Origin of the sequence: Halomonas sp. YLB-10, from assembly GCF_003856855.1 — a bacterium.
Taxonomy (GTDB): Bacteria; Pseudomonadota; Gammaproteobacteria; order Pseudomonadales; family Halomonadaceae; genus Halomonas; species Halomonas litopenaei.
The window spans coordinates 163,484-183,101 of sequence record NZ_RRCU01000005.1 but is presented as its reverse complement, the minus strand read 5'-3'; the positions used below and the strand labels follow the sequence as shown (position 1 = coordinate 183,101).

Below are 19,618 nucleotides of genomic sequence, written 5' to 3'. Positions count from 1 at the left end.
CTCGGTCGCTCGACAATGGATACAATGTCATCTAATTGTCACATTGACGTGGTGTCATTTGTCACCGTCGAGTGTAAGACCCTGACCAAGAGGCTCCCGGGATGACCGCCAAGACCGTACTGATCGTCGATGACGAAGCCCCGATCCGCGAAATGATCGCGGTGGCGCTGGAAATGGCCGACTACCGGGTGCTCGAGGCGGACAATGCTCAGGCCGCCCACGCCATCATCGTCGATGACCAGCCAGACCTGCTGCTGCTGGACTGGATGATGCCGGGCACCAGCGGCATCGAACTGGCCCGCCGGCTCAAGCGCGAGGAAACCACCGCAGAGCTGCCGATCATCCTGCTCACCGCCAAGGGTGAGGAGGACAACAAGATCCAGGGCCTCGAAGCCGGCGCCGACGACTACATCACCAAGCCATTCTCGCCGCGAGAACTGGTGGCCAGACTCAAGGCAGTTCTGCGACGCGCCACTCCGCGGGGCGTCGAGGACCCGGTGGAGGTGGAAGGCCTCAAGCTCGACCCGGTCAGCCATCGCGTCAGCGTCGACGGCAAGTCACTGGACATGGGCCCCACCGAATATCGCCTGCTGCAGTTCTTCATGACCCACCAGGAGCGCGCCTACACCCGTGGCCAGTTGCTCGATCAGGTCTGGGGTGGCAACGTCTACGTGGAAGAACGTACCGTCGACGTGCATATCCGCCGCCTGCGCAAGGCCCTGGGGGAACCCCATCAGCAACTGATCCAGACCGTACGCGGTACCGGTTATCGCTTTTCGGCCAAGGTCTGAGCGAGCCATCGACGCAACGCAGCACCAGGAGGGATGAGGTGAACGGAGCCGAGAACTGACGTGGGTCGTCTGTGGAGACGAGAAGTCTGGCGCCTGGCCGTGCTGGTGGGTCTCGGCGCCTTGCTGGGCTGGCCCTTCTCGCTGTCCAGCGTAGGCATCGGCCTTGGCCTGGCGCTTGGGCTCAGCTATCACCTGCGCAACCTGCACGCGATGCACGACTGGCTGACCCACCGCCCCCAGCAGGAACCTCCCACCGCCAGTGGCCTGTGGGGCGAGCTGTTCGATCGCCTCTATCGCTATCAAAAGGGCCAGCGGATCACTCAGCGCCGCCTGCGCTCGACCCTGCAGCGTATCCAGGAGTCGTCCGAGGCGATGCGCGACAGCGTGGTGATGCTCGATCGCCACGGCGACCTGGAGTGGTGGAACAGCTCCGCCGAGCGCATGCTCGGCCTGAAGCCGGCACTGGACCGCGGCCAGCACATCACCAACCTGCTGCGCGACCCGCGCTTCGTCGGCTACTTCAATGCCCGTGACTACCGCGAACCGCTGAGCCTGCCCTCCCCCATCGACGAGAACATGATCCTGCAGTTCCAGATCACCCTGTACGGTGACGATGAACGCCTGGTCATGGCCCGCGATATCACCCGTCTGCATCGCCTGGAACAGATGCGCCGCGACTTCGTCGCCAACGTCTCCCACGAGCTGCGCACGCCGTTGACCGTGCTCACCGGCTACCTGGAGACCTACAGCGACATGGCCGGCATGCTGCCGGAGCGCCTGGGCAAGGGGGTCGCCCAGATGCAGAGCCAGACGCGCCGCATGCAGAATCTGGTCAACGACCTGCTGCTGCTGTCACGACTCGAGAACGACCAGGGCGGCAGCGACCACGTTCGCCTCGACCCCACCACCCTGCTGCAGGCGGTCAAGCGCGACGCCGAGGCATTGTCAGGCGGCCGCCAGCAGATCGAGGTGGTCGTCGAAGAATCGCGCAGTCTCACCGGCAGCGAGAAGGAGATGCACAGCGCAGTCTCCAACCTGGCCTTCAATGCGGTGCGCTACGCCGGTGACGGCGCCCATATCACGCTACGCTGGCGTGCCTACGGCGAAGGCGCCTGCCTCGAGGTGGAAGACGACGGCGAAGGCATCGATCCGAGGCACCTGCCACGCCTTACCGAACGTTTCTACCGGGTCGACAAGGGCCGCAGCACCGCCACCGGTGGTACCGGCCTGGGACTGGCCATCGTCAAGCATGTGCTGCTGCGCCACGAGGCACGCCTGGATATCGACTCCCGGCTCGGCGAGGGCGCAACCTTCCGCTGCATCTTTCCCTCGAGCCGGCTGGCAGCGGCCGACCCTGTGGCGCTCGGCCGCGCCGGCGCTGTGCACTAGGGCTTGTCTGAAAAGTGCCTGCGCTCGGTAATACGGCGTTAAAAATCGGCTGGTGCGCCAGCCCGGTCAAAATGCTCAATTACACCCCGTAAACTGCGCTTTCTCACCGATTTTTGCCTTGTCTAACCTTCGCTCGTCGACTTTTCGGACAGCGCCTAGGCCCCGCCAGAACGAACCGAGCGTGCTCCCATCAGCTCCTGGGCCCCAGCAGGATGACCGCGGCACCCATCAGACACAGCACTCCCCCGATCAGGTCCCAGCGATCCGGCAGGCGCTGCTCGACCCACCACAGCCAGCCCAGCGACGCCACGATGTAGACGCCCCCGTAAGCGGCAAAGGCACGCCCGGCGTAGTCGGCATCGGTCTGACTGAGCAGCCAGGCGAAGGCCACCAGACTCGCCACCGCGGGCAGCAGCCACCATGCCGAGGCGTCATCTCGCCACCAGCGCCACACCGCAAAGCAACCGGCGATCTCGGCCAGCGCCGCCGCGATATAGAGCAAAAGACTTGGCAACAGCGCCGTCATGGCCACTCCCTGCTATCCCCTTTTGACGCCGCACCATTATCGGCAGCACCGACACGCCATACGTCCACAGGAAGTGCCTCTCAACGCCGAACCACCGGCAACTGCCGATAGTGCTGATCCCACATCAGCACCGCGCCGGCCACGGCCCCGGGGATCAGAAACAGGTTGGCCAGCGGGATCCAGGTGATCAAGGTCACCAGGCCACCGAAGCTGAGACTCGGCCACCAGCGCGCCGACAGGCGCTTGCGCATATCGGCGAAGCTGACCTTGTTGTTATCCATCGGGTAGTCGAGGTAGGTGATCGCCATGACCCAGGCGCTGAAGGCCGCCCACAACAGCGGCGCGATCAGGTTGATCACCGGAATCCAGCTCAGGATAAACAGCCCGATCATGCGCGGCAGGATGTAGGCCAGCTTCAACAGCTCCCTGCCCAGGGCGTCGAGACCGGTCTTGAGCCAGCCACGATCATCGATGGGCTCGCGGCCGGTCAGCTCGACCTCGGCCCGGGCCGCCAGGAAGCCGTAGAAGGGGGCGGCGATCAGGTGGGTAACCAGGGTAAAGCTGAAGAACACGATCAGCACGAGGCTGACCACAAACAACGGCCAGATCAGCCAGTCGAGCCATTCCAGCCAGCTCGGCACCATGGCCATCCAGCTATCGAGCCAGCCACCGAACTCACCGAGCACGTAGCTGAGCATGCCGGCGTAGACCAGCAGGTTGACCAGAATGGGAAGAAACACATAACGACGCAGGCCCTGGCTATAGACCAGGCGGGTTCCGCGGCGGACCGCCTCGAGGGCATTCAGCATGACATCGATCCTTGGCAGTGGCTGAAGATGACAGTGCCCCAACGACATCGGGCCATCGTCTCGACGATGGCCCGATGCTCAGAGTGCAGGCAACGACCCTGACGGGGCCGGCCTATTGACGCCGCTCAGGGCGTCGAGGTCAAGACGTGCTGCTGTCGTCGAGCAGTTCCTGGTTGAGGTCGTCAGGGGCGATGTGACGGATATCAAGGCCCTTGACCAGATAGATGACGTACTCGGCCAGGTTGTTGGCGTGATCGCCGACACGCTCCAGCGCGCGCAGTATCCACATGATGCCCAGTACCGGAGAGATCGAACGCGCATCTTCCATCATGAAGGTCATCAGCGAGCGCATGGCGCTCTGGTACTCGCTGTCGACCCGCTCGTCTTCCTGCACCACCTGCATCGCCAGCTCGGTGTCGAAACGCGCGAAGGAGGTCAGGGCGTCACGCATCATGTGACGCACGTGCTCGCTGATATTGCGCACCTCGACGAAGCCGCGGGTGCCGTTGTTGCCGTCGACCAGTTCGATGGCGTTGCGTGCGATCTTGCTGGCCTCGTCACCGATACGCTCGAGATCCGACGCTGCACGGATCACCGCCAGTACCAGGCGCAGATCCGAGGCCGCCGGCTGACGGCGTGCCAGCACGCGGGTGCACTCATCGTCGATCTTGACCTGCATGTCATTGACCGCACGGTCGTTGTCGACCACACGAGCGGCCAGTGCCGAGTCGGCGTCGAGCAACGAGCTGACGGCATCCTGCACCTGCTTTTCCACCAGGCCACCCATGGCCATCAGGTGGGTCTTGAGTTCCTCGAGCTCATGATTGAACTGCCTCGAGATGTGCTGGCTGTGGGTATCGCTGGTGATATCCATGAAGGTCTCCTGAAGAAGCATGGGGCGGGACGCTAGCCCACCATGCGTCCAGTGATGTAGTTTTCGGTGCGCCTCAGGCGCGGATGCGTGAACAGGGTGTCGGTCGGGCCGTACTCCACCAGCTCACCGTTGTGCAAAAACGCCGTATAGTCCGACACCCGCGCCGCCTGCTGCATGTTGTGGGTCACCAGCACCAGGGTCAGATGCGGCTTGAGTGTGCGAATCAGCTCCTCGATCTTCAGCGTCGAGATCGGATCCAGGGCCGAGGCCGGCTCGTCGAGCAACAGCACCTCGGGTTCCACCGCCAGGGTCCGGGCGATGACCAGACGCTGCTGCTGGCCTCCCGAGAGCGACCAGGCCGATGCCCGTAGACGCCCCTTGACCTCGTCCCACAGCGCCGCCGACTTCAGTGCCCATTCGACCACATCGTCGATGCGGCGCTTGCTCAAGCCTCCCTGCAGACGCAGGCCAAAGGCGACGTTGTCGTAGATCGACATGGGGAAGGGGTTCGGTGCCTGAAACACCATGCCCACCCGACGCCTGAGCTCGGCCACCGCCACCCTGGGGTCATGGATATCGTGGCCGTCCAGATGAATCTGGCCGTGACGACTGACGTCCTCATTGAGGTCGTGCAGACGATTCAAGGCGCGCAACAGCGTCGACTTGCCGCAGCCCGACGGCCCGATAAAGGCCGTGACCCGATGGCGTGGAATGCGCAGGGTCAGATCCTTGAGCGCCGTCTTGCCGCCATAGGCCAGGGTCAAACCCTGGATATCCAGGCAGGTATCGGCTGCGGAAAACTCCATGACCGCCCCGCGTCGATTTCCCAGTCTTGCCTGGGCCAGCTGACGCTTGGGCAGCTCGCCATCGATGGACATTGCCTCTCCCTGCATCATCGGCGCACCGGGGCACCATGACGCTTACGCAAATAGTGACGCATGAATATTGCAGTCAGGTTAAGCACCAGAATCACCGTGACCAGCAGTAGCGCTGTGGCATACACCAGCGGCATCGCCGCCTGGACATCGCTGGAGTGAAAGGCCGCGTCATAGATGTGATACCCCAGGTGCATGAACTTCCTTTCAAGGTGGAGGAAGGGAAACTCCCCGTCCAGCGGCACCTGCGGCGCCAGCTTGGCGACCCCGACCAGCATCAGCGGCGCCACCTCGCCGGCGGCCCGGGCCACCGCCAGAATCAGGCCAGTCAGCATCGCCGGCGTGGCCATCGGCAGCACCACCCGCGTCAAGGTCTCGAAGCGCGTGGCCCCAAGCGCCAGGGCGCCTTCACGCTGGTGCAGCGGGATCCGCGAAAGACCTTCTTCGGTGGCCACGATCACCACCGGCAAGGTCAACAGCGCCAGGGTCAGTGAGGCCCACAGCAGTCCGCCGGTGCCGAAGGTCGGCGAGGGCAGCGTCGATTCGAAGAACCAGCGATCGATGCTGCCGCCGATGCCATAGACGAAGACCCCCAGGCCGAACACGCCGTAGACGATGGACGGCACCCCGGCCAGATTGCGCACGCCAATCCGGACCAGTCGGGTCAATCGACCCTGGTGGGCGACCTCATTGAGGTAGACCGCCGCCAGCACCCCGAAGGGCGTGACCAGAATCGACATCAACAGCACCATCAGGATGGTGCCGAAGATCGCCGGCCAGACGCCACCAGCGGTATTGGCGTCGCGTGGCCCCTGGGACAGAAACTGCCACAGCTCCCGCACCCAGTGACCGAGTTTTTCATGCCAGGCCATGGCGTTGGGGCGCCAGGCCTCGAGTATCTCGGCAAGGGCTTGTTCCTGACGGCGCCCCTGACCATTCTCGAGCACCACCAGGTCACCTTGCATGCGCTGCTGAAGCTCACTTGCCCGGCGCTGCAGGTCGGCCAGGCGCCGATCCTCCGAGCGGTGGCCATCCTGGTCTTCCATGCTGCGGATCAGCGGTAATATCTCGTCGTGGGTCAGACGCCGACGTTCGTCGCGCAGGGCATTGATCTCCTTCAGCCGAGACTCGAGCACCGTCCAGGCATCCGGACCGGTCAAGCGCTGATCACCTGACTGCAAGGCCACCAGACGCCCGAAGAAGGTGCCCCAGTGGCGCCGCTCCAGCACCACCAGATCCTCCGGCGTGGTGTCTTCGGTGATCTGGTCATTGGCGAGCCACCGCCAGATGCCACCGCCGTCATCACGATTGGCGGTCAGATAGCGCCGCTCCAGTCCCTGCCTGGAAGGTAGTTCGCGGGTCTCCAGGGGAACCCCTATCACCGTCTCACCGCCCTTCAGGGTCAACTGGTGGACCGTCGCTGGCCAGAAATTGGACAGGCCCTTGACGCTCAACAGCACCAGCAAGGCCCCCAGCATGATCAGCGACAGCGCCACCGAGGCCGCTGCCAACCAGGCCCAGGGGCCCTCTCGGGTGCGCCGCTTGCCGGGCATGCCCACCGCGGTGTGGCCGGGAATCTTCATGCGTCCCCCTTACGCCGGGTAAAACGACGCTTCAGGCGGGCGCGCACCACCTCGGCCAGGGTGTTGACCAGAAAGGTGAAGGCAAACAGGGCCAGCGCCGCCAGCAGCAACAGCCGATAGTGGCTGCCCCCGGGTGCCGCTTCCGGCAGTTCGATAGCGATGCTCGAGGCAAGCGACCTCAAGCCATCCAGCGGGCTCGCCGTCATCAGCGCGCTGTTGCCGCTGGCCATCAGCACGATCATGGTCTCGCCCACAGCGCGCCCGGCGCCGATCATGATCGCCGAAAAGACACCGGGCAGCGCCACCGGCAGCATCACCCGGGTGAGCGTCTGCCAGCGGGTCGCACCCATGGCCTGGGCGCCTTCGGCCAACTCCCGAGGCACATCGCTCAGCGCATCCTCGGCAAGCGCGTAGATGCCGGGAATCACGGCAAAACCCATGGCCAGCCCGACGATCAAGGCGTTGCGTGCCTGCACGTCGAGCCCCCAGGACTCCTCGACCCACAGGCGCAGGTCGCCATCGAACCACCATCCTTCCCACATCGGCGCCACGCTCATCGCCAGCCACACCAGCAGCAACAGGCAGGGGATCAACCACAGGGCCGCCCAGCGTAACGTCAGGGCAGCCTTCAGCCGATCGGGCAACCACCGGTAGCCCAACGCCAGCAGCACCACCGCCGCGGGCAGCACCACCACCATCGACAGCGACTGCGCCAGGTGACGTTCGACCCAGGGCCCCAGCGCCAGACCCGCGATAAACCCCAGCACCACGCTGGGCATCGCCTCCATCAGCTCCAGCGTCGGCTTGAGCCGTGCGCGCAGGCCGGGAGACATGTACAGGCTGGAGTGCGCCGCAGCACCCAGGGCCAGGGGAATCGCCACCACCAACGCCCAGGCGGCCGCTTCCAGGGTGCCCCACAACAGCGGGGCCAGGCTCGCCTGGGGCACCGCGGCGTCATCCAGCCGATGGGGCAGCCAGCGATACTCGGGCTCGCCGCTCACGTCTGGCGATGACCACAGCGCCTTCAGCGGAAAGCTTGCGCCATCCGGCCAGAACAGCGGCAGGACCTCGACCAGCAGAAATACCGCAATGGCGACCACCGCCAACAGCACGCCAACCCCTCCGGCCGTGATCAGCATGGTCGCCAGGCGGTCACGTCGCTGTCTCGTCTGGTGCAGTGAGGTTATCGGAGAAGGGTCAGACATTGATCTTGGGCCATCGGTATATAGCGAAAGATTACGACAACTTCATGACACCCAGATGACAACCCGACCGGGGCCTGGCATCTCTCAAGGCCCGTCCCGTGGCAGTTCAGCCAGCCCCAGGGCATGTCGCTGAGCGGCCAGCACAGACGGCGGCAGCGCCACGAAACCCAGCTCCTTGACCACCCGCTGGCCCGAGGGTGACAGCACCATGTCGAGAAAGGCCCGTTCGACGTCGGGAAGCTCGCCCTCGGGGGGGCGATTGACGTAGATCAACAGGTCCCGTGACAACGGATAGCCGCCGCTTCGCAGCGATTGTCGGCGCGGAAGAATCCCGTCTTCGGCGTTGCCGATCGCTACCGCCTTGACGTCCGCATTCAAGTGATTCAGGCCGGCGTAACCGATGCCTGCGGGATCGTCACCCACGGCGGCCACCACGGCGGCAGAGCCCGCCGACACCATGACCGATACCTTGAATTCGCCGTCACACAGGGCGCGGCGACGAAACAATCCATGGGTGCCGGAGACCGCGTTGCGCCCATACAGGTGGATGGTGCCCCCCGGACGCTCGAGCCCCAGCTGCTGCCAGCGCTCGATGCTCTCGCTGGCACCGCACGCGAGGGTGTCGGAAAAGATCGCATCGAGCTCTGCTCGAGACAGTCGAGACAAGGGGTTGTGGCGATTGACCACCACCACCAGGGCATCCTTGCCGACCACCACCGGCGTTGGCGCGTAGCCATGGCGCTCGATGAAGGCCGCGGACTCGTCCTCCTGCATGGGTCTGGACATGGGGCCCAGCAGGGTGGTGCCGGCGATCAGGGCAGGCGGTGCACTGGCCGAACCAGCCACCTGAAGCTGCAGCCTGACCCCCGGTCGCTGTTCTTCGAACTGCTCGCCCCATCGCAGCATCAACTCCGCCATGGTATCCGAGCCTATCGCATCGAGAGAGCCGGCCACGTCATGGGCGGCAACCTTCGCCGACACCAGCATGGCGGCCAACACCAGACCCGATATCAGGCTCGAGGCCGCTCTCGATGCCACGTTCGACACCGCTCCTGGTCCCGAGCTTGAAGACAACAGCGTGCGCTTGAGCGCACCTATGCAACGCGACAACCTAGACATGCGCTCCCCTGGGCGTTTCATGACACCAACGGTAGAGAAAGACTGACCCGGGTGGGTACCATGACGACACAACAACATCCACGACCAGGCGCCGCCCACCATGATGACAGAACTCGATGACGTTCCCGTGCCAAAGGGACAGCTGACGCTCCAGCTGGCCGCGACACGACAGCATACCAATGCCCACGGCGATATCCCGGCAGGTTGGCTGGTGGGCCTGATGGATCAGGCCGCGGAATGGACCGCCAGCCGCGAGGCGATGGGACGTACCGCCACCGTCGCCATCGAAGGCATGGACTTTCTGTGCCCGGTGCGTGTCGGCTCGCTGGTCTGCGTCTACACCGAGGTGCGCGATATCGGCCACAGTTCCATCAAGATCGACGTGGAGGTCTGGATCCGGTCCCTCCAGGACGCCGAAGACGCCGACCTGCACAAGGTCACCGAGGCACGCCATGTGATGGTGGCACTGGATGACAACGGTCGCATACGCGGCGTCCGATCCGATACCTGAGCGATACCTCAGCAAGAGCTGGGAACGCGACCGGCAAGAGAGAGGTGCGAGCTAGACCTGCAAGCTAGTCCTGCGAACTAGACCTGCAAGATAGCCCTTCAAGAGAGGCGCGCCCGCGGCGCGCCTGGTTTTCCGTCGCTAGCCTTCATCACCTCGCCAGGCCCGTCACCGCCGGGTCTGTGCCACCACTTTTGAGCCTCGTCTGGCGTCAGGACTCGCCTTGGCCAAGCACGCTATCGCGGGCCTTCAGGTAGGCGAACTCACCGACGTCAGAGAACTTGCGTACCTGGCGCTGGAAATTGCGATAGGACTCGTAGATCCGCGCCGACGCCTCGTCGTTATCGACCTGCTTCTGCAGCACCTGCTGCGAGGAGTCATGCAGGGCCGCCAGTACTTCCTCCGGAAACGAGCGCAGCTTGACGCCATGCTCGTTGACCAGGGCGTCCAGGGCCTCGGCGTTGCGGAAGGCAAATTCGCTGATCATGGCCAGGTTGGAGGCCTTGGCGGCTTCATTGACCACCGCCTTGAGGTCATCGGGCAGCGCATTCCAGGCATCCAGGTTGACCGTGCCCTCCAGCACCGCGCTGGGTTCATTCCAGGCCGAGGTGTAGTAGTAGTCAGCCACCTGATGCAGACCAAAGGCCAGATCATTGTAGGGCCCCACCCAGTCGGCGGCATCGAGCACGCCGGTCTGCAGGGAGGTGAAGATCTCGCTACCCGGTATGGTCAGTGTGGTCACGCCGATCCCGGCCATCGCCTCGCCGGCGAGCCCTGGCAGACGCAGCTTGAGGCCCTGCATATCCTCGAGCGAGTTGATTTCTTTCTTGAACCAGCCAGCCATCTGGGTGCCGGTGTTACCCACCGCGAAAGGCTTGAGGTTGTGGTCGGCGTAGAGCTCGTCCCACAGCTCCTGGCCGCCGCCGTAGTACAGCCAGGCGTTGGTCTCGGTGGTGGTCATGCCGAAAGGCACGGCGGTAAAGAACTGAGAAGCCGCGACCTTTCCCCGCCAGTAGTAGGAAGCGGAGTGGCCCATCTCGGCGGTTCCCTGGGACACGGCGTCAAAGACCTCCATCGGCGGTACCATCTCGCCGGCACCATGGACCCTGACCTTCATGCGTCCGCCGGACATCCGCTCGATACGCGCTGCCAGATCGTTGGCTCCGGTGCCGAGGGCCGGAAAGTTCTTGGGCCAGGACGTCACCATGTTCCAGGTGATGGTTTCCTGTGCGCTGGCGGTATTGACGAAGGGGGCGGCGGCCACGCCGGCGGCGCCGAGGCCGGCTGTCCTGAGGAAGGAACGACGTTCCATGGGGCGAGCTCCTGAAGCTTGTAGTGTCGACGCCGGGAGCGCAGGGAGCCGCGCTGAAGCGCCATTCCCCGCGCTCGGCGTGGTGTCCGCCAAGCAGTATGCGGCAAAGCGAAATTCGCCTGCAAGCCACCACCATGCAGGTCGGCCCGGCGATGGCCGGGCCGGTTTCCTGCGTCTTGCTCAAGTCACCTCAGGTCGCCTGCTCGCCCACCGGTCGAGCGCTTCCGATCAGGCGGTAGACAAGCGCACCCAGCACACCACCGATCAGCGGCGCCACCCAGAATAACCACAGCTGCGCCAGCGCCCAGTCACCCACGAACACCGCCACCGCCGTGCTGCGCGCCGGATTGACCGAGGTATTGGTCACCGGGATGCTGATCAGATGGATCAGTGTCAGCAGGCCCATGGCGGTCACCGGCGCCTTGATGACTAGACTGAGACCCCGCTACAGCGCCTCCAGCTTGGCGAAGCCCAGCACCAGCCACTTGTCGCCGTGGCCTTCGAAGCTGACCTGGACACGGGCCCGCTCGCCCTCTCCTTCGGCGTTGAGGATGACCCCCTCCCCGAATACCGGATGGCGTACCCGCTGGCCCAGCGACAAGGCAGGTAGATCGCCGCTCGCCTCCACGGTCGTCTGGGCGAAGCGCGACGGCGTTGGCCGGGCGCTGACCGGACGTGACACCTGGCCACGCAGACGCACTTCCTCGAGCAGCGACTCCGGCAATTCACGCAGAAAGCGCGACGGGCGCTGAAAGGTCTCCTTGCCGTGCATGCGACGGATCTCGGCGTGGGTGAGGTAGAGCTTCTGCATGGCGCGCGTGACCCCTACGTAGCAGAGCCTGCGCTCCTCCTCCAGGCGCCCGGGTTCTTCCAGCGACATGCGGTGGGGAAACAGGCCTTCCTCGACCCCGGCCACGAACACGATGGGAAATTCGAGTCCCTTGGCCGAGTGCAGCGTCATCAACTGGACGCTGTCCTCGAATTCGTCGGCCTCGTGCTCGCCGGCGTTGAGGGCAGCTTCGGCCAGAAAGGCTTCCAGCGCGGCCATGCCCTCCCCGGCTTCGACGTTGTCCAGCGTCTCGCCCTGGGTGAAGGCACGGGCGGCGTTGATCAGCTCTTCCAGGTTCTCGACCCGGGCCTGCCCCTTTTCCCCCTTCTCGCTCAGATGATGGTCGATCAGACCACTGCGTTGATTCACGTGGGCGATGATCTCGTGAAGCGCCATCCCCGAGGTGTCGTTGTCGAGGCCTTCGATCAAATTGGCAAAGGCACCCACGGCGTTGGCCGCACGCCCCTTGAGCGAGCCGTCGGTCAGGGTGTCGTGGATCGCCTGCCACAGCGACACTTCGGTACGACGGGCGCGATCGCGCAGTCCCTCCACCGTGCGGGTACCGATACCGCGGGCAGGGACATTGATCACCCGCTCCAGCGAGGCATCGTCGTCGCGGTTGAGCAGCAGCCGCAGGTAGGCCAGGGCGTTCTTGATCTCGAGGCGCTCGTAGAAGCGCTGGCCCCCGTAGATGCGGTAGGGCATGCCCTGGCGGATCAGGGTCTCCTCGATGACGCGGGACTGGGCGTTGGAGCGATAGAGGATGGCCACCTCCTGGCGCTTGAACCCCTCGTCGACCTTTTCCTTGATGGTGTCGACGATGAAGCGCGCCTCCTCCATGTCGTTGAAACCGGCGTAGACAGAAATCGGTTCGCCACGACTGCCGGCGGTCCACAGCTCCTTGCCCATGCGATCCGAGTTCTGCTTGATCAGGGCGTTGGCGGCGTCGAGGATGGCGCTGGTGGAGCGATAGTTCTGCTCCAGGCGCACCGTTTTGGTGTCGCTGAACTCCTGCTCGAAGCGACGAATGTTTTCCACCCGCGCCCCGCGCCAGCCGTAGATCGACTGGTCGTCATCGCCGACCACCGTCATCGGCGTGCGCTGTCCGGTCAACAGCTTCAGCCAGGCATACTGCAGGGTGTTGGTATCCTGAAACTCGTCGACCAGTACGTGGGCGAAGCGCTCCTGATAGTGGGCCAGCAGAGCAGGATTGTCGCGCAACAGCTCGAGGCTTCTGAGCAGCAGCTCGCCAAAGTCGACCAGGCCACCACGTTCGCAGGTCAGCTGGTAGACGTCATACAGCGCCACCATCTGCTCCACGTAGGCGTCACCGTTGATCCGGACCTGGTGAGGACGCAATCCCTCCTCTTTGCAGCCGCTGATAAACGACTGCACCTGACGGGGCGGAAAACGCTCGTCGTCGATCTTGTTGTCCTTCAACAGGCGCTTGATCAGACGTAGCTGATCATCGGAGTCGATGATCTGGAAGTGCTGGGGCAGACGAGCATCCTGCCAGTGGGTACGCAGCAGGCGGTGGGCGATGGAGTGAAAGGTACCCACCCAGACGTGGCGCAGCGAGATCCCCAGCAACGCCTCCAGGCGAGTGCGCATTTCCCTGGCGGCCTTGTTGGTGAAGGTCACCGCCAGCACCGCGTAGGGCGAGAGACCTTCCGCCTGCATCAGCCAGGCGATGCGATGGACCAGCACGCGGGTCTTGCCGGAACCGGCGCCGGCGAGCACCAGCATATTGCCCTGGGGAGCGCAGACCGCCTCATGCTGCGCCGCATTGAGGCCGTCGATGATCGCCGTGACGTCGTCCATGGAGAAGGCACCGCTCGAGATCGAAAATGGGCGCCCAGTCTATCACAGCGATGCTGGATAAATGGACAGGCAGGGCGCCCTCGGTCAGGAAGGATCAGACTCCGGATAGCGCAGCGGGTTGAGGCTGCGCTTTACCGCCTTGAGCTGCTCGGCGAGCTTGGGGCCCCGGGTCTTCGCCACTCCCACCGCCAGCACGTCGACCAGTACCAGATGGGCGATACGGGAACTCATGGGCGTGTAGATCTCGGTGTCTTCAGGCACATCGATGTACAACGGCAGGTCGACCTCGTCCGCCAGGGGGGAGCCGCTGGGGCAGAGACCGACCACGGTGGCGCCCGCCTCCCGTGCCAGCTTGACGCTGGCCACCAGTGCCCGGGTGCGGCCGGTCTGCGAGATCGCCACCACCACATCGCCTTCCTTGAGGGTCACCGCCGACATGTTCTGCATGTGCGGATCGGCGTAGGCGGCGGTGGAAATCTGCAGCCTGAAAAACTTGTGCTGAGCATCGAAGGCCACCGCACCGGAGGCTCCGTAGCCGTAGAACTCGACGCGATTGGCCATGGCCAGGGCGTTGATGGTCTTGTTCAACGCCTCGTTGTCGAGCCGGTCCCTGATCGACAGCAGGGTCCCCACCGTGGAATCGAAGATGCTGTGGGAAAACTCGGCCACGGAGTCGCTGTCATTCATCGAGAACTGCGCGAACTGGCTGCCCGACGCCAGCATCTGCGCCAACTTCAGCTTGAAGTCCTGAAAGCCGTTGCAGCCCAGGGCCCGGCAGAAGCGTACCACCGTGGGCTCGCTGACCTTGGCCTCAGTGGCCAGATCGACGATACGCATGTGGATAACTTCGTCGGGGTTGCGCAATACGAAGCGTGCGACCTTCTGCTCCGACCGACGGAAGTGCTCCATGCGACGTCGCATTTCATCAAACAGCGCGCGACTCACCCTCTACTCCTTTGACTGGCTGGGAGGACCCGGAGCTGGCAGGGCGCAATGCCCGTCGCTATCGATCCGGTCTGGTTCCAGTATGCCCCATGACGGCGTCAAATGCGCCCTGTGCTGCGTCATGCATCGAGCCCCCAGGCCGCCCCTGCTCAACCGGATGGATTTTTTTCTAGCGTTGGCAGAACGTTGCAGGATTGACGTCCACACCGTCATCTTTTTGTCAACTGGGGTATAGTAAAAGGGCAGTGTCGCGCAGCGTCCTGGATGCCGGCACATTCACTGCATAGGAGAATCGATCATGCGTAATGTCGAAAGGTTATCCTCCGTCAAGAGTGAACTCCTCGACATCTTCATGAGCATGGAAGTCGCCGAACACGAAAGGCGCTCCCGCACCGCGGCCCAACGTAACCTGCGAGCCCGCCGCGGCATCGAGCTTCATCGGGAATTCAAGCGTCTATCCGAAGACATCGCCGAACTGCCGGAAGACGGCAACGACGACGAAATGCACTGACCCGGTAGACTGAACCAGCACGCGTGGCCGCCGGCCCGACGTGCGCCAGACCGCCAACAACGCGGGTCTGTACCATAATTCGGGGCCTGGCCGCTGGCTCGAGCGACGGCCGGCCCATCCCTTGCGAGAATCGCACCGACGAGACTCGCCATCAGGTGTCTGTCGCCTGAAAGCCCCAGGCGCGTCAAAGGCACCGCCAAGCGTCCCTCCTGGCATGCTCTCCCAAATGCATGTCTTTGGCTGCAGGCATCAATGAACAAGCACTGACGTCTCGTTGGGCTCCCGCTGAGGCCCCACTGCCACCTCGTTGACGTCCCCCTTTGGTCACTCTGTACGGGCAGTCTTGCCCTGCCGCCCGGTTCCGATGGATCGTCTGGCATTGCCTGTCAACGCAGAGACCCGGCACAAGGCCGGGTCTCTGGTCTGGCATGCAGCAATGACGCCTGTTACAGGCTGGAGATGAACACCACCGCCACACCGATGGGCGCCACGAAGCGGGTCAAGGCGACCCACAGGGCTTCCTTGCCACCGGACAGACCGAGGTCTTCGGCCACGCCTTCGCGGTTGAGGAACCAGCCCGCGAACAGGATGGCACCCAGGCCGGTCAACGGCAGCATGAACTTGCTGGTCAGCTTGTCCAGCAGGTCGAACACCCCGAGGCCAAACAGTACCGGGTCACTCCACACGTTGAAGGACAGCAGAGCGGCGATACCCAGCGCCCAGGCGCCGATGCCGGAGACCACCGCCGACGCGGAACGCGACAACGGCGTGCGCTCTTCGACAAACTCGACCACCGGCTCGAGCAGCGAAATGGCCGAGGTCAGGGCGGCGAAGGTCAGCAGCAGGAAGAACATCAGACCCAGGATCAGGCCACCGCCCATATTGCCGAAGGCCAGCGGCAGGGTGACGAAGATCAGGCTCGGGCCGGAGGCCAGGTCGAGCTGATTGGCAAACACGATCGGGAAGATCGCCAGGCCCGCGCCGAGTGCGATCACGGTATCCATGATCACCACGGTGCGTGCGGTCTTGATCAGGTCGACCTTCTCGCCGAGGTAGGAACCGTAGGCGATCATGATGCCCATGCCCAGTGACAGGGTGAAGAAGGCGTGTCCCAGCGCTGCCAGTACCACCTCACCATTGAGTGCGGACCAGTCCGGGTTGAACAGATAGTTCAACGCCTCACCGAAGTGGCCGGTGGTCATGCCGTAGCCCACCAGCACCACCAGCAGCAGCGCCAGGGCCGGCATCAACACGTTGACCGCGCCTTCCAGGCCCTTGGTCACGCCGCGAGCAACGATACCGATGACCAGCAGCATGAAGATGGAGTGCCACAGCAGCAGCAGACCGGGGCTTGCCAGCATGCCGCTGAACAAGGCGCCGATACCGTCGGCGTCCTGGCCGCTGAAGTCACCGGTCACGCTGCCGAGGGTGTAGTACAGCGACCAGCCACCGATCACGCTGTAGAACGACAGGATCAGGAAGGCACCGATGACCCCGGCGACGCCGACCAGGGCCCAGACCTTGGGCTGACCGGCCTTGGCCGCGACGCTGGCCATGGCATTGACCGGGTTGCTTTGCCCACGCCGACCGATCATCCACTCGGTGACCAGGATCGGCAGGCCGATCAGGCCGATGCACAGCAGGTAGACGAGCACGAAGGCGGCACCACCGCTCTCGCCCACCATGTAGGGAAACTTCCAAATATTACCAAGCCCGACAGCGGAACCGGTGGCGGCGAGGATAAAGGAAAAGCGCGATGACCACTGCGCGTGTGTCGTTTTGGACATAAATCACCCTTCGGATACGTGTCGTCATCGATCGATCGGATGCAATGACGGCGTTGTGTTTGTAGTCGCCACGTCCTCGATGGTCCGGGTCACGGATCCACCGATGTACAAGGGGTCTGACGGATGTCAGCAGGATCACTGCCGGCACACCACTCTTCCCCAGCGCAGGGTTCGCGCTGGTCGAGACCGGTGGGTCCAGGCGAGTCACCATCCAAGGATAAGGAGGCGACCGTCTCTGGCCCGTGGCAAGTGACGAACAGCCGACAAAACTAGCGTATGACAATAACAAACGCCAGCCAACAATGGTCAAAGCAGCTGATTCTGTCGATCTCCCGGAAACCCGGGCAATGCCTGCCACCCCATTCTATCGGCGACTCTGGCGTACAGGTTTCTGGCCAGTTCCGGAGCCTCGCGATTATCCGCCGTATGCACAAAAAGAAAAGGGGTTTTCCCCTGTTTTATCCACAAGGCGAGCTGGTCTATCCAGGGGGTGAAATAGTGCTCGTTGATGGCGCTGTCAAGATGGCCAATGAAACGTATCACAGGAAATTTTGCTGTAGAGATCACGTGTAGTGGGCGTCTTGGCTTTTCCGCACGAGCCTGGATCAATCCCGAATGGGCCTCGGGCGGTCCGGAAAACAACGGCCTGACATCCAGCATCACGCGATCGGCGCCATGACTTATCAACAGGGCGTTGATATCTCTCTCGGCGCTCCCCTTGTGGAAAAATTCACTGTGGCGCAGTTCTACTGCGCAGGGTACGTCTTGTGGCCAATCTCTTAGAACCTTCTCCAGAGCAGGCACCTCCTCAGGACCAAAGTCCCTGGGGAGCTGAATCATGACCGGCCCGAGGCGGTCCTTCAGTGGCCACAGGGCCTCGACGAAGTCGCCCACATCGGTCTCGACCTGGCGCAATCGTTTTGCATGTGTCAGCGCCTGGGGCAGCTTGAAGCAGAAGCGAAAGCCCGGTGGCGCCTGGCGGGACCAACCTTCCACCGTCCGTGGCCTGGGCGCCCCGCTGTAGAAGGTGGTATTTCCCTCGACGGCGTTGAATACGGCGGCGTAGTCGTCGAGCCAACCCTCGCGCCCGGCGTGGGGTGGATAGAGACCACCACGCCAGTCGGGATTGGCCCACATCGGCAGACCAATGTACATGGGTGGTTGCGCTGATCGATCGTTCAAGAAGGCAGACTCGACGGTTTCAGGGGCGCCAGCATAGCATCGCCCCGCCCGGTGTTGCCGAACGGGGCGATGCTGACAAGCTGCAAGCGGCGCCGAGCGCCGGAGCTTCTCGCCCTCAGCCGGGACTCTGTCCGAAAAGCCGACGGACACAGGGGATTTTCAGCCTCCTAGAAGTCGTACTTGGCGGAGAACTGAACCCTGTCCAGGTCGAAGGTATCGCCGTCCACCTCATCCAGGTCGTAGCGCTGATACTCCGCCGACAGTGTGGTATTGGCAAAGGGCGACCACATCAGGTTGAGAAAGAAGCTGTCGTAGCTGTCGGTGTCATCGCCGGTACCGTTGCTGTCGAGTTCAGTCGCCGAGTAGGCGATGCTCGAGCGCAGCGTGTCGGTCCAGTAGTGACGATAGATGGCCGAGGCGCCCCAGGACTCCACCATCTTGATCTGGCCGTCCTCCACCTTGGCGTTGGGGTAGGCGCCCAGCGCCATGTAGCGTCCCAGGTTGCCATAGTTGGCCTGCAGCATGAGGTCGTCTTTTTCGAACACCGGGAATCGTCCGGTCAGGCTGTAACCGGCCCCCCAGCGACTGTCGTCGTCCTCGGCGTCATCCAGGCTGAAGCGCCTGACCACGGTGGCCGCTGAAACATGCCCCCACTCCTGGTCCACATTGACCCGGGCCACCATGTCCGGGGTGTCCTGGTCGTCGTCGCCGTCCTCGGGGTTCTCCACCGCGAACTGCAGGCTGCCCCAATCCAGCGGATAGGTATAGCGAAGCTGTGGCTGGCGCACGAAGATCGAGCCGGTATGGGTACTGAAGGCGTCGATCTCGCCAAGCCCCTTGAGATCCATGAAGGTTGACCAGTACTGCCCGGCCAGCCAGTTGCCCCAGCTCAGGTAGGCGTGGCGCAGCCGCGGCGCGTAGGAGTGCGAAACAAATTCGTTGGCTTCGTCGTCGGCGCCATAGAAGTCCGTCTCGATATAGGTCTTCATGGTATCGCCACCCAGCGGTGTACTGGTACCAAAGCTCAGACGCGTTTCCCGCGCACTGAAACTGACGCGGTTGTCGGCGTCATCGTCGGTGGCGCGCAACAGCCCCGCCGTCACCGTCTCGTTGGCCTTGCCGTCGCTGAGCCCATTGTCGGAGAACGCCGCCTGAGCCTTGATGTAGCCGCCAAAGGACACCGTGGTATCTCCCACCAGGAAGTCGCCACTATCGGTGCGCTTGACCACGTTCTCGCTGACGTCGGCGACGTCCTGCTGCATGCTGGCCTGCTGGTTGATCAGGTTATCGATCTGGGCCTGCTGCTGTTCAACCAGTTGCATGGCCGCCTGCTGTTGGGCCTTGAGCTGTTCGATCTGGGCCTTCAGGTCATTGAGTTCCTGCATCGACGTCTGCGCCTCGGCCGCGATCGGCATCAGCAGACAAAGGCCCGTTCCCGTCAGCAAGGCGCTTGTGGATCGTAATCCGCTCATCGCCGTCCCCCTTCATTATCGTTGTCGTGGCGGTCGTCATGGCGGCTGTCGCTGAACTGAATCACCGACGCCTGCACGCT

18 protein-coding genes are annotated in these 19,618 nt (G+C 63.6%); 4 read left to right on the top strand and 14 right to left on the bottom strand.

Annotation, left to right across the window (positions count from 1 at the left end; all coding sequences use genetic code 11):
- The first annotated feature begins 101 nt into the window (after nt 1-101).
- The gene (gene phoB, locus EBB56_RS12885; protein WP_045991649.1) at nt 102-791 is read left to right on the top strand and encodes a phosphate regulon transcriptional regulator PhoB; all 690 of its coding nucleotides are present in this window, start codon (nt 102-104) and stop codon (nt 789-791) included.
- Nucleotides 792-851: 60 nt separating this feature from the next.
- Complete coding sequence (gene phoR / locus EBB56_RS12880; protein ID WP_045991648.1) at nt 852-2,180, top strand: phosphate regulon sensor histidine kinase PhoR; 1,329 nt, start codon at nt 852-854, stop codon at nt 2,178-2,180.
- Nucleotides 2,181-2,370: 190 nt separating this feature from the next.
- On the opposite strand, the gene EBB56_RS12875 is transcribed toward phoR, so the two are convergent.
- The 7 genes from EBB56_RS12875 to EBB56_RS12845 all read right to left on the bottom strand — a co-directional run bounded on the left by EBB56_RS12875 (nt 2,371) and on the right by EBB56_RS12845 (nt 9,090).
- Nucleotides 2,371-2,706, bottom strand: a complete 336-nt coding sequence (locus EBB56_RS12875) for a YnfA family protein (protein ID WP_221621174.1) — start codon at nt 2,704-2,706, stop codon at nt 2,371-2,373.
- A gap of 80 nt (nt 2,707-2,786) precedes the next feature.
- Nucleotides 2,787-3,515 carry a sulfate transporter CysZ gene (cysZ, locus tag EBB56_RS12870; protein WP_124804542.1) on the bottom strand — a complete coding sequence of 243 codons (729 nt, stop codon included), beginning with the start codon at nt 3,513-3,515 and terminating at the stop codon, nt 2,787-2,789.
- A gap of 139 nt (nt 3,516-3,654) precedes the next feature.
- On the bottom strand, nt 3,655-4,389 hold the full coding sequence (gene phoU, locus EBB56_RS12865) for a phosphate signaling complex protein PhoU (protein WP_124804541.1): 735 nt from the start codon (nt 4,387-4,389) through the stop codon (nt 3,655-3,657).
- Between the two features lie 32 nt (nt 4,390-4,421).
- Entirely contained in the window at nt 4,422-5,195 is a 774-nt protein-coding gene (gene pstB, locus EBB56_RS12860; protein ID WP_045994491.1) for a phosphate ABC transporter ATP-binding protein PstB, read from the bottom strand.
- Nucleotides 5,196-5,281: 86 nt separating this feature from the next.
- Nucleotides 5,282-6,847, bottom strand: a complete 1,566-nt coding sequence (gene pstA / locus EBB56_RS12855; RefSeq protein WP_260425360.1) for a phosphate ABC transporter permease PstA — start codon at nt 6,845-6,847, stop codon at nt 5,282-5,284.
- Entirely contained in the window at nt 6,844-8,052 is a 1,209-nt protein-coding gene (locus EBB56_RS12850) for an ABC transporter permease subunit (RefSeq protein ID WP_124804540.1), read from the bottom strand. Before EBB56_RS12850 ends, pstA begins: the two co-directional genes overlap by 4 nt.
- A gap of 84 nt (nt 8,053-8,136) precedes the next feature.
- Nucleotides 8,137-9,090, bottom strand: coding sequence for a PstS family phosphate ABC transporter substrate-binding protein (locus EBB56_RS12845; protein ID WP_260425358.1), 954 nt, complete (start codon nt 9,088-9,090; stop codon nt 8,137-8,139).
- Between the two features lie 184 nt (nt 9,091-9,274).
- On the opposite strand from EBB56_RS12845, the gene EBB56_RS12840 reads away from it, so the two are divergent.
- On the top strand, nt 9,275-9,682 hold the full coding sequence (locus tag EBB56_RS12840) for an acyl-CoA thioesterase (RefSeq protein ID WP_124804648.1): 408 nt from the start codon (nt 9,275-9,277) through the stop codon (nt 9,680-9,682).
- A gap of 208 nt (nt 9,683-9,890) precedes the next feature.
- Here the strand turns inward: EBB56_RS12840 and EBB56_RS12835 are convergent, their stop codons facing one another.
- From EBB56_RS12835 to hexR, 4 genes are all read right to left on the bottom strand, one after another.
- A complete protein-coding gene (locus EBB56_RS12835; RefSeq protein ID WP_108131970.1) occupies nt 9,891-10,991 on the bottom strand; it encodes a TRAP transporter substrate-binding protein in 1,101 nt (366 codons plus the stop codon).
- A gap of 190 nt (nt 10,992-11,181) precedes the next feature.
- On the bottom strand, nt 11,182-11,397 hold the full coding sequence (locus EBB56_RS12830) for an aquaporin (protein WP_258183932.1): 216 nt from the start codon (nt 11,395-11,397) through the stop codon (nt 11,182-11,184).
- 39 nt (nt 11,398-11,436) lie between these two features.
- A complete protein-coding gene (uvrD, locus tag EBB56_RS12825) occupies nt 11,437-13,641 on the bottom strand; it encodes a DNA helicase II (protein WP_124804539.1) in 2,205 nt (734 codons plus the stop codon).
- An 84-nt stretch (nt 13,642-13,725) separates the two neighbouring features.
- Complete coding sequence (gene hexR, locus EBB56_RS12820; protein ID WP_045994481.1) at nt 13,726-14,586, bottom strand: transcriptional regulator HexR; 861 nt, start codon at nt 14,584-14,586, stop codon at nt 13,726-13,728.
- Between the two features lie 298 nt (nt 14,587-14,884).
- Here hexR and EBB56_RS12815 point away from each other — a divergent pair, with 298 nt between their 5' ends.
- A complete protein-coding gene (locus EBB56_RS12815) occupies nt 14,885-15,097 on the top strand; it encodes a PA3496 family putative envelope integrity protein (RefSeq protein WP_045994480.1) in 213 nt (70 codons plus the stop codon).
- Nucleotides 15,098-15,543: 446 nt separating this feature from the next.
- Here the strand turns inward: EBB56_RS12815 and EBB56_RS12810 are convergent, their stop codons facing one another.
- The 3 genes from EBB56_RS12810 to EBB56_RS21895 all read right to left on the bottom strand — a co-directional run bounded on the left by EBB56_RS12810 (nt 15,544) and on the right by EBB56_RS21895 (nt 19,538).
- On the bottom strand, nt 15,544-16,884 hold the full coding sequence (locus EBB56_RS12810; RefSeq protein WP_124804538.1) for a sodium-dependent transporter: 1,341 nt from the start codon (nt 16,882-16,884) through the stop codon (nt 15,544-15,546).
- A gap of 306 nt (nt 16,885-17,190) precedes the next feature.
- Nucleotides 17,191-18,039, bottom strand: coding sequence for a DUF72 domain-containing protein (locus EBB56_RS12805; protein ID WP_108131967.1), 849 nt, complete (start codon nt 18,037-18,039; stop codon nt 17,191-17,193).
- A 194-nt stretch (nt 18,040-18,233) separates the two neighbouring features.
- Nucleotides 18,234-19,538, bottom strand: coding sequence for a DcaP family trimeric outer membrane transporter (locus tag EBB56_RS21895; RefSeq protein WP_185696434.1), 1,305 nt, complete (start codon nt 19,536-19,538; stop codon nt 18,234-18,236).
- Nucleotides 19,539-19,618: the final 80 nt, after the last annotated feature.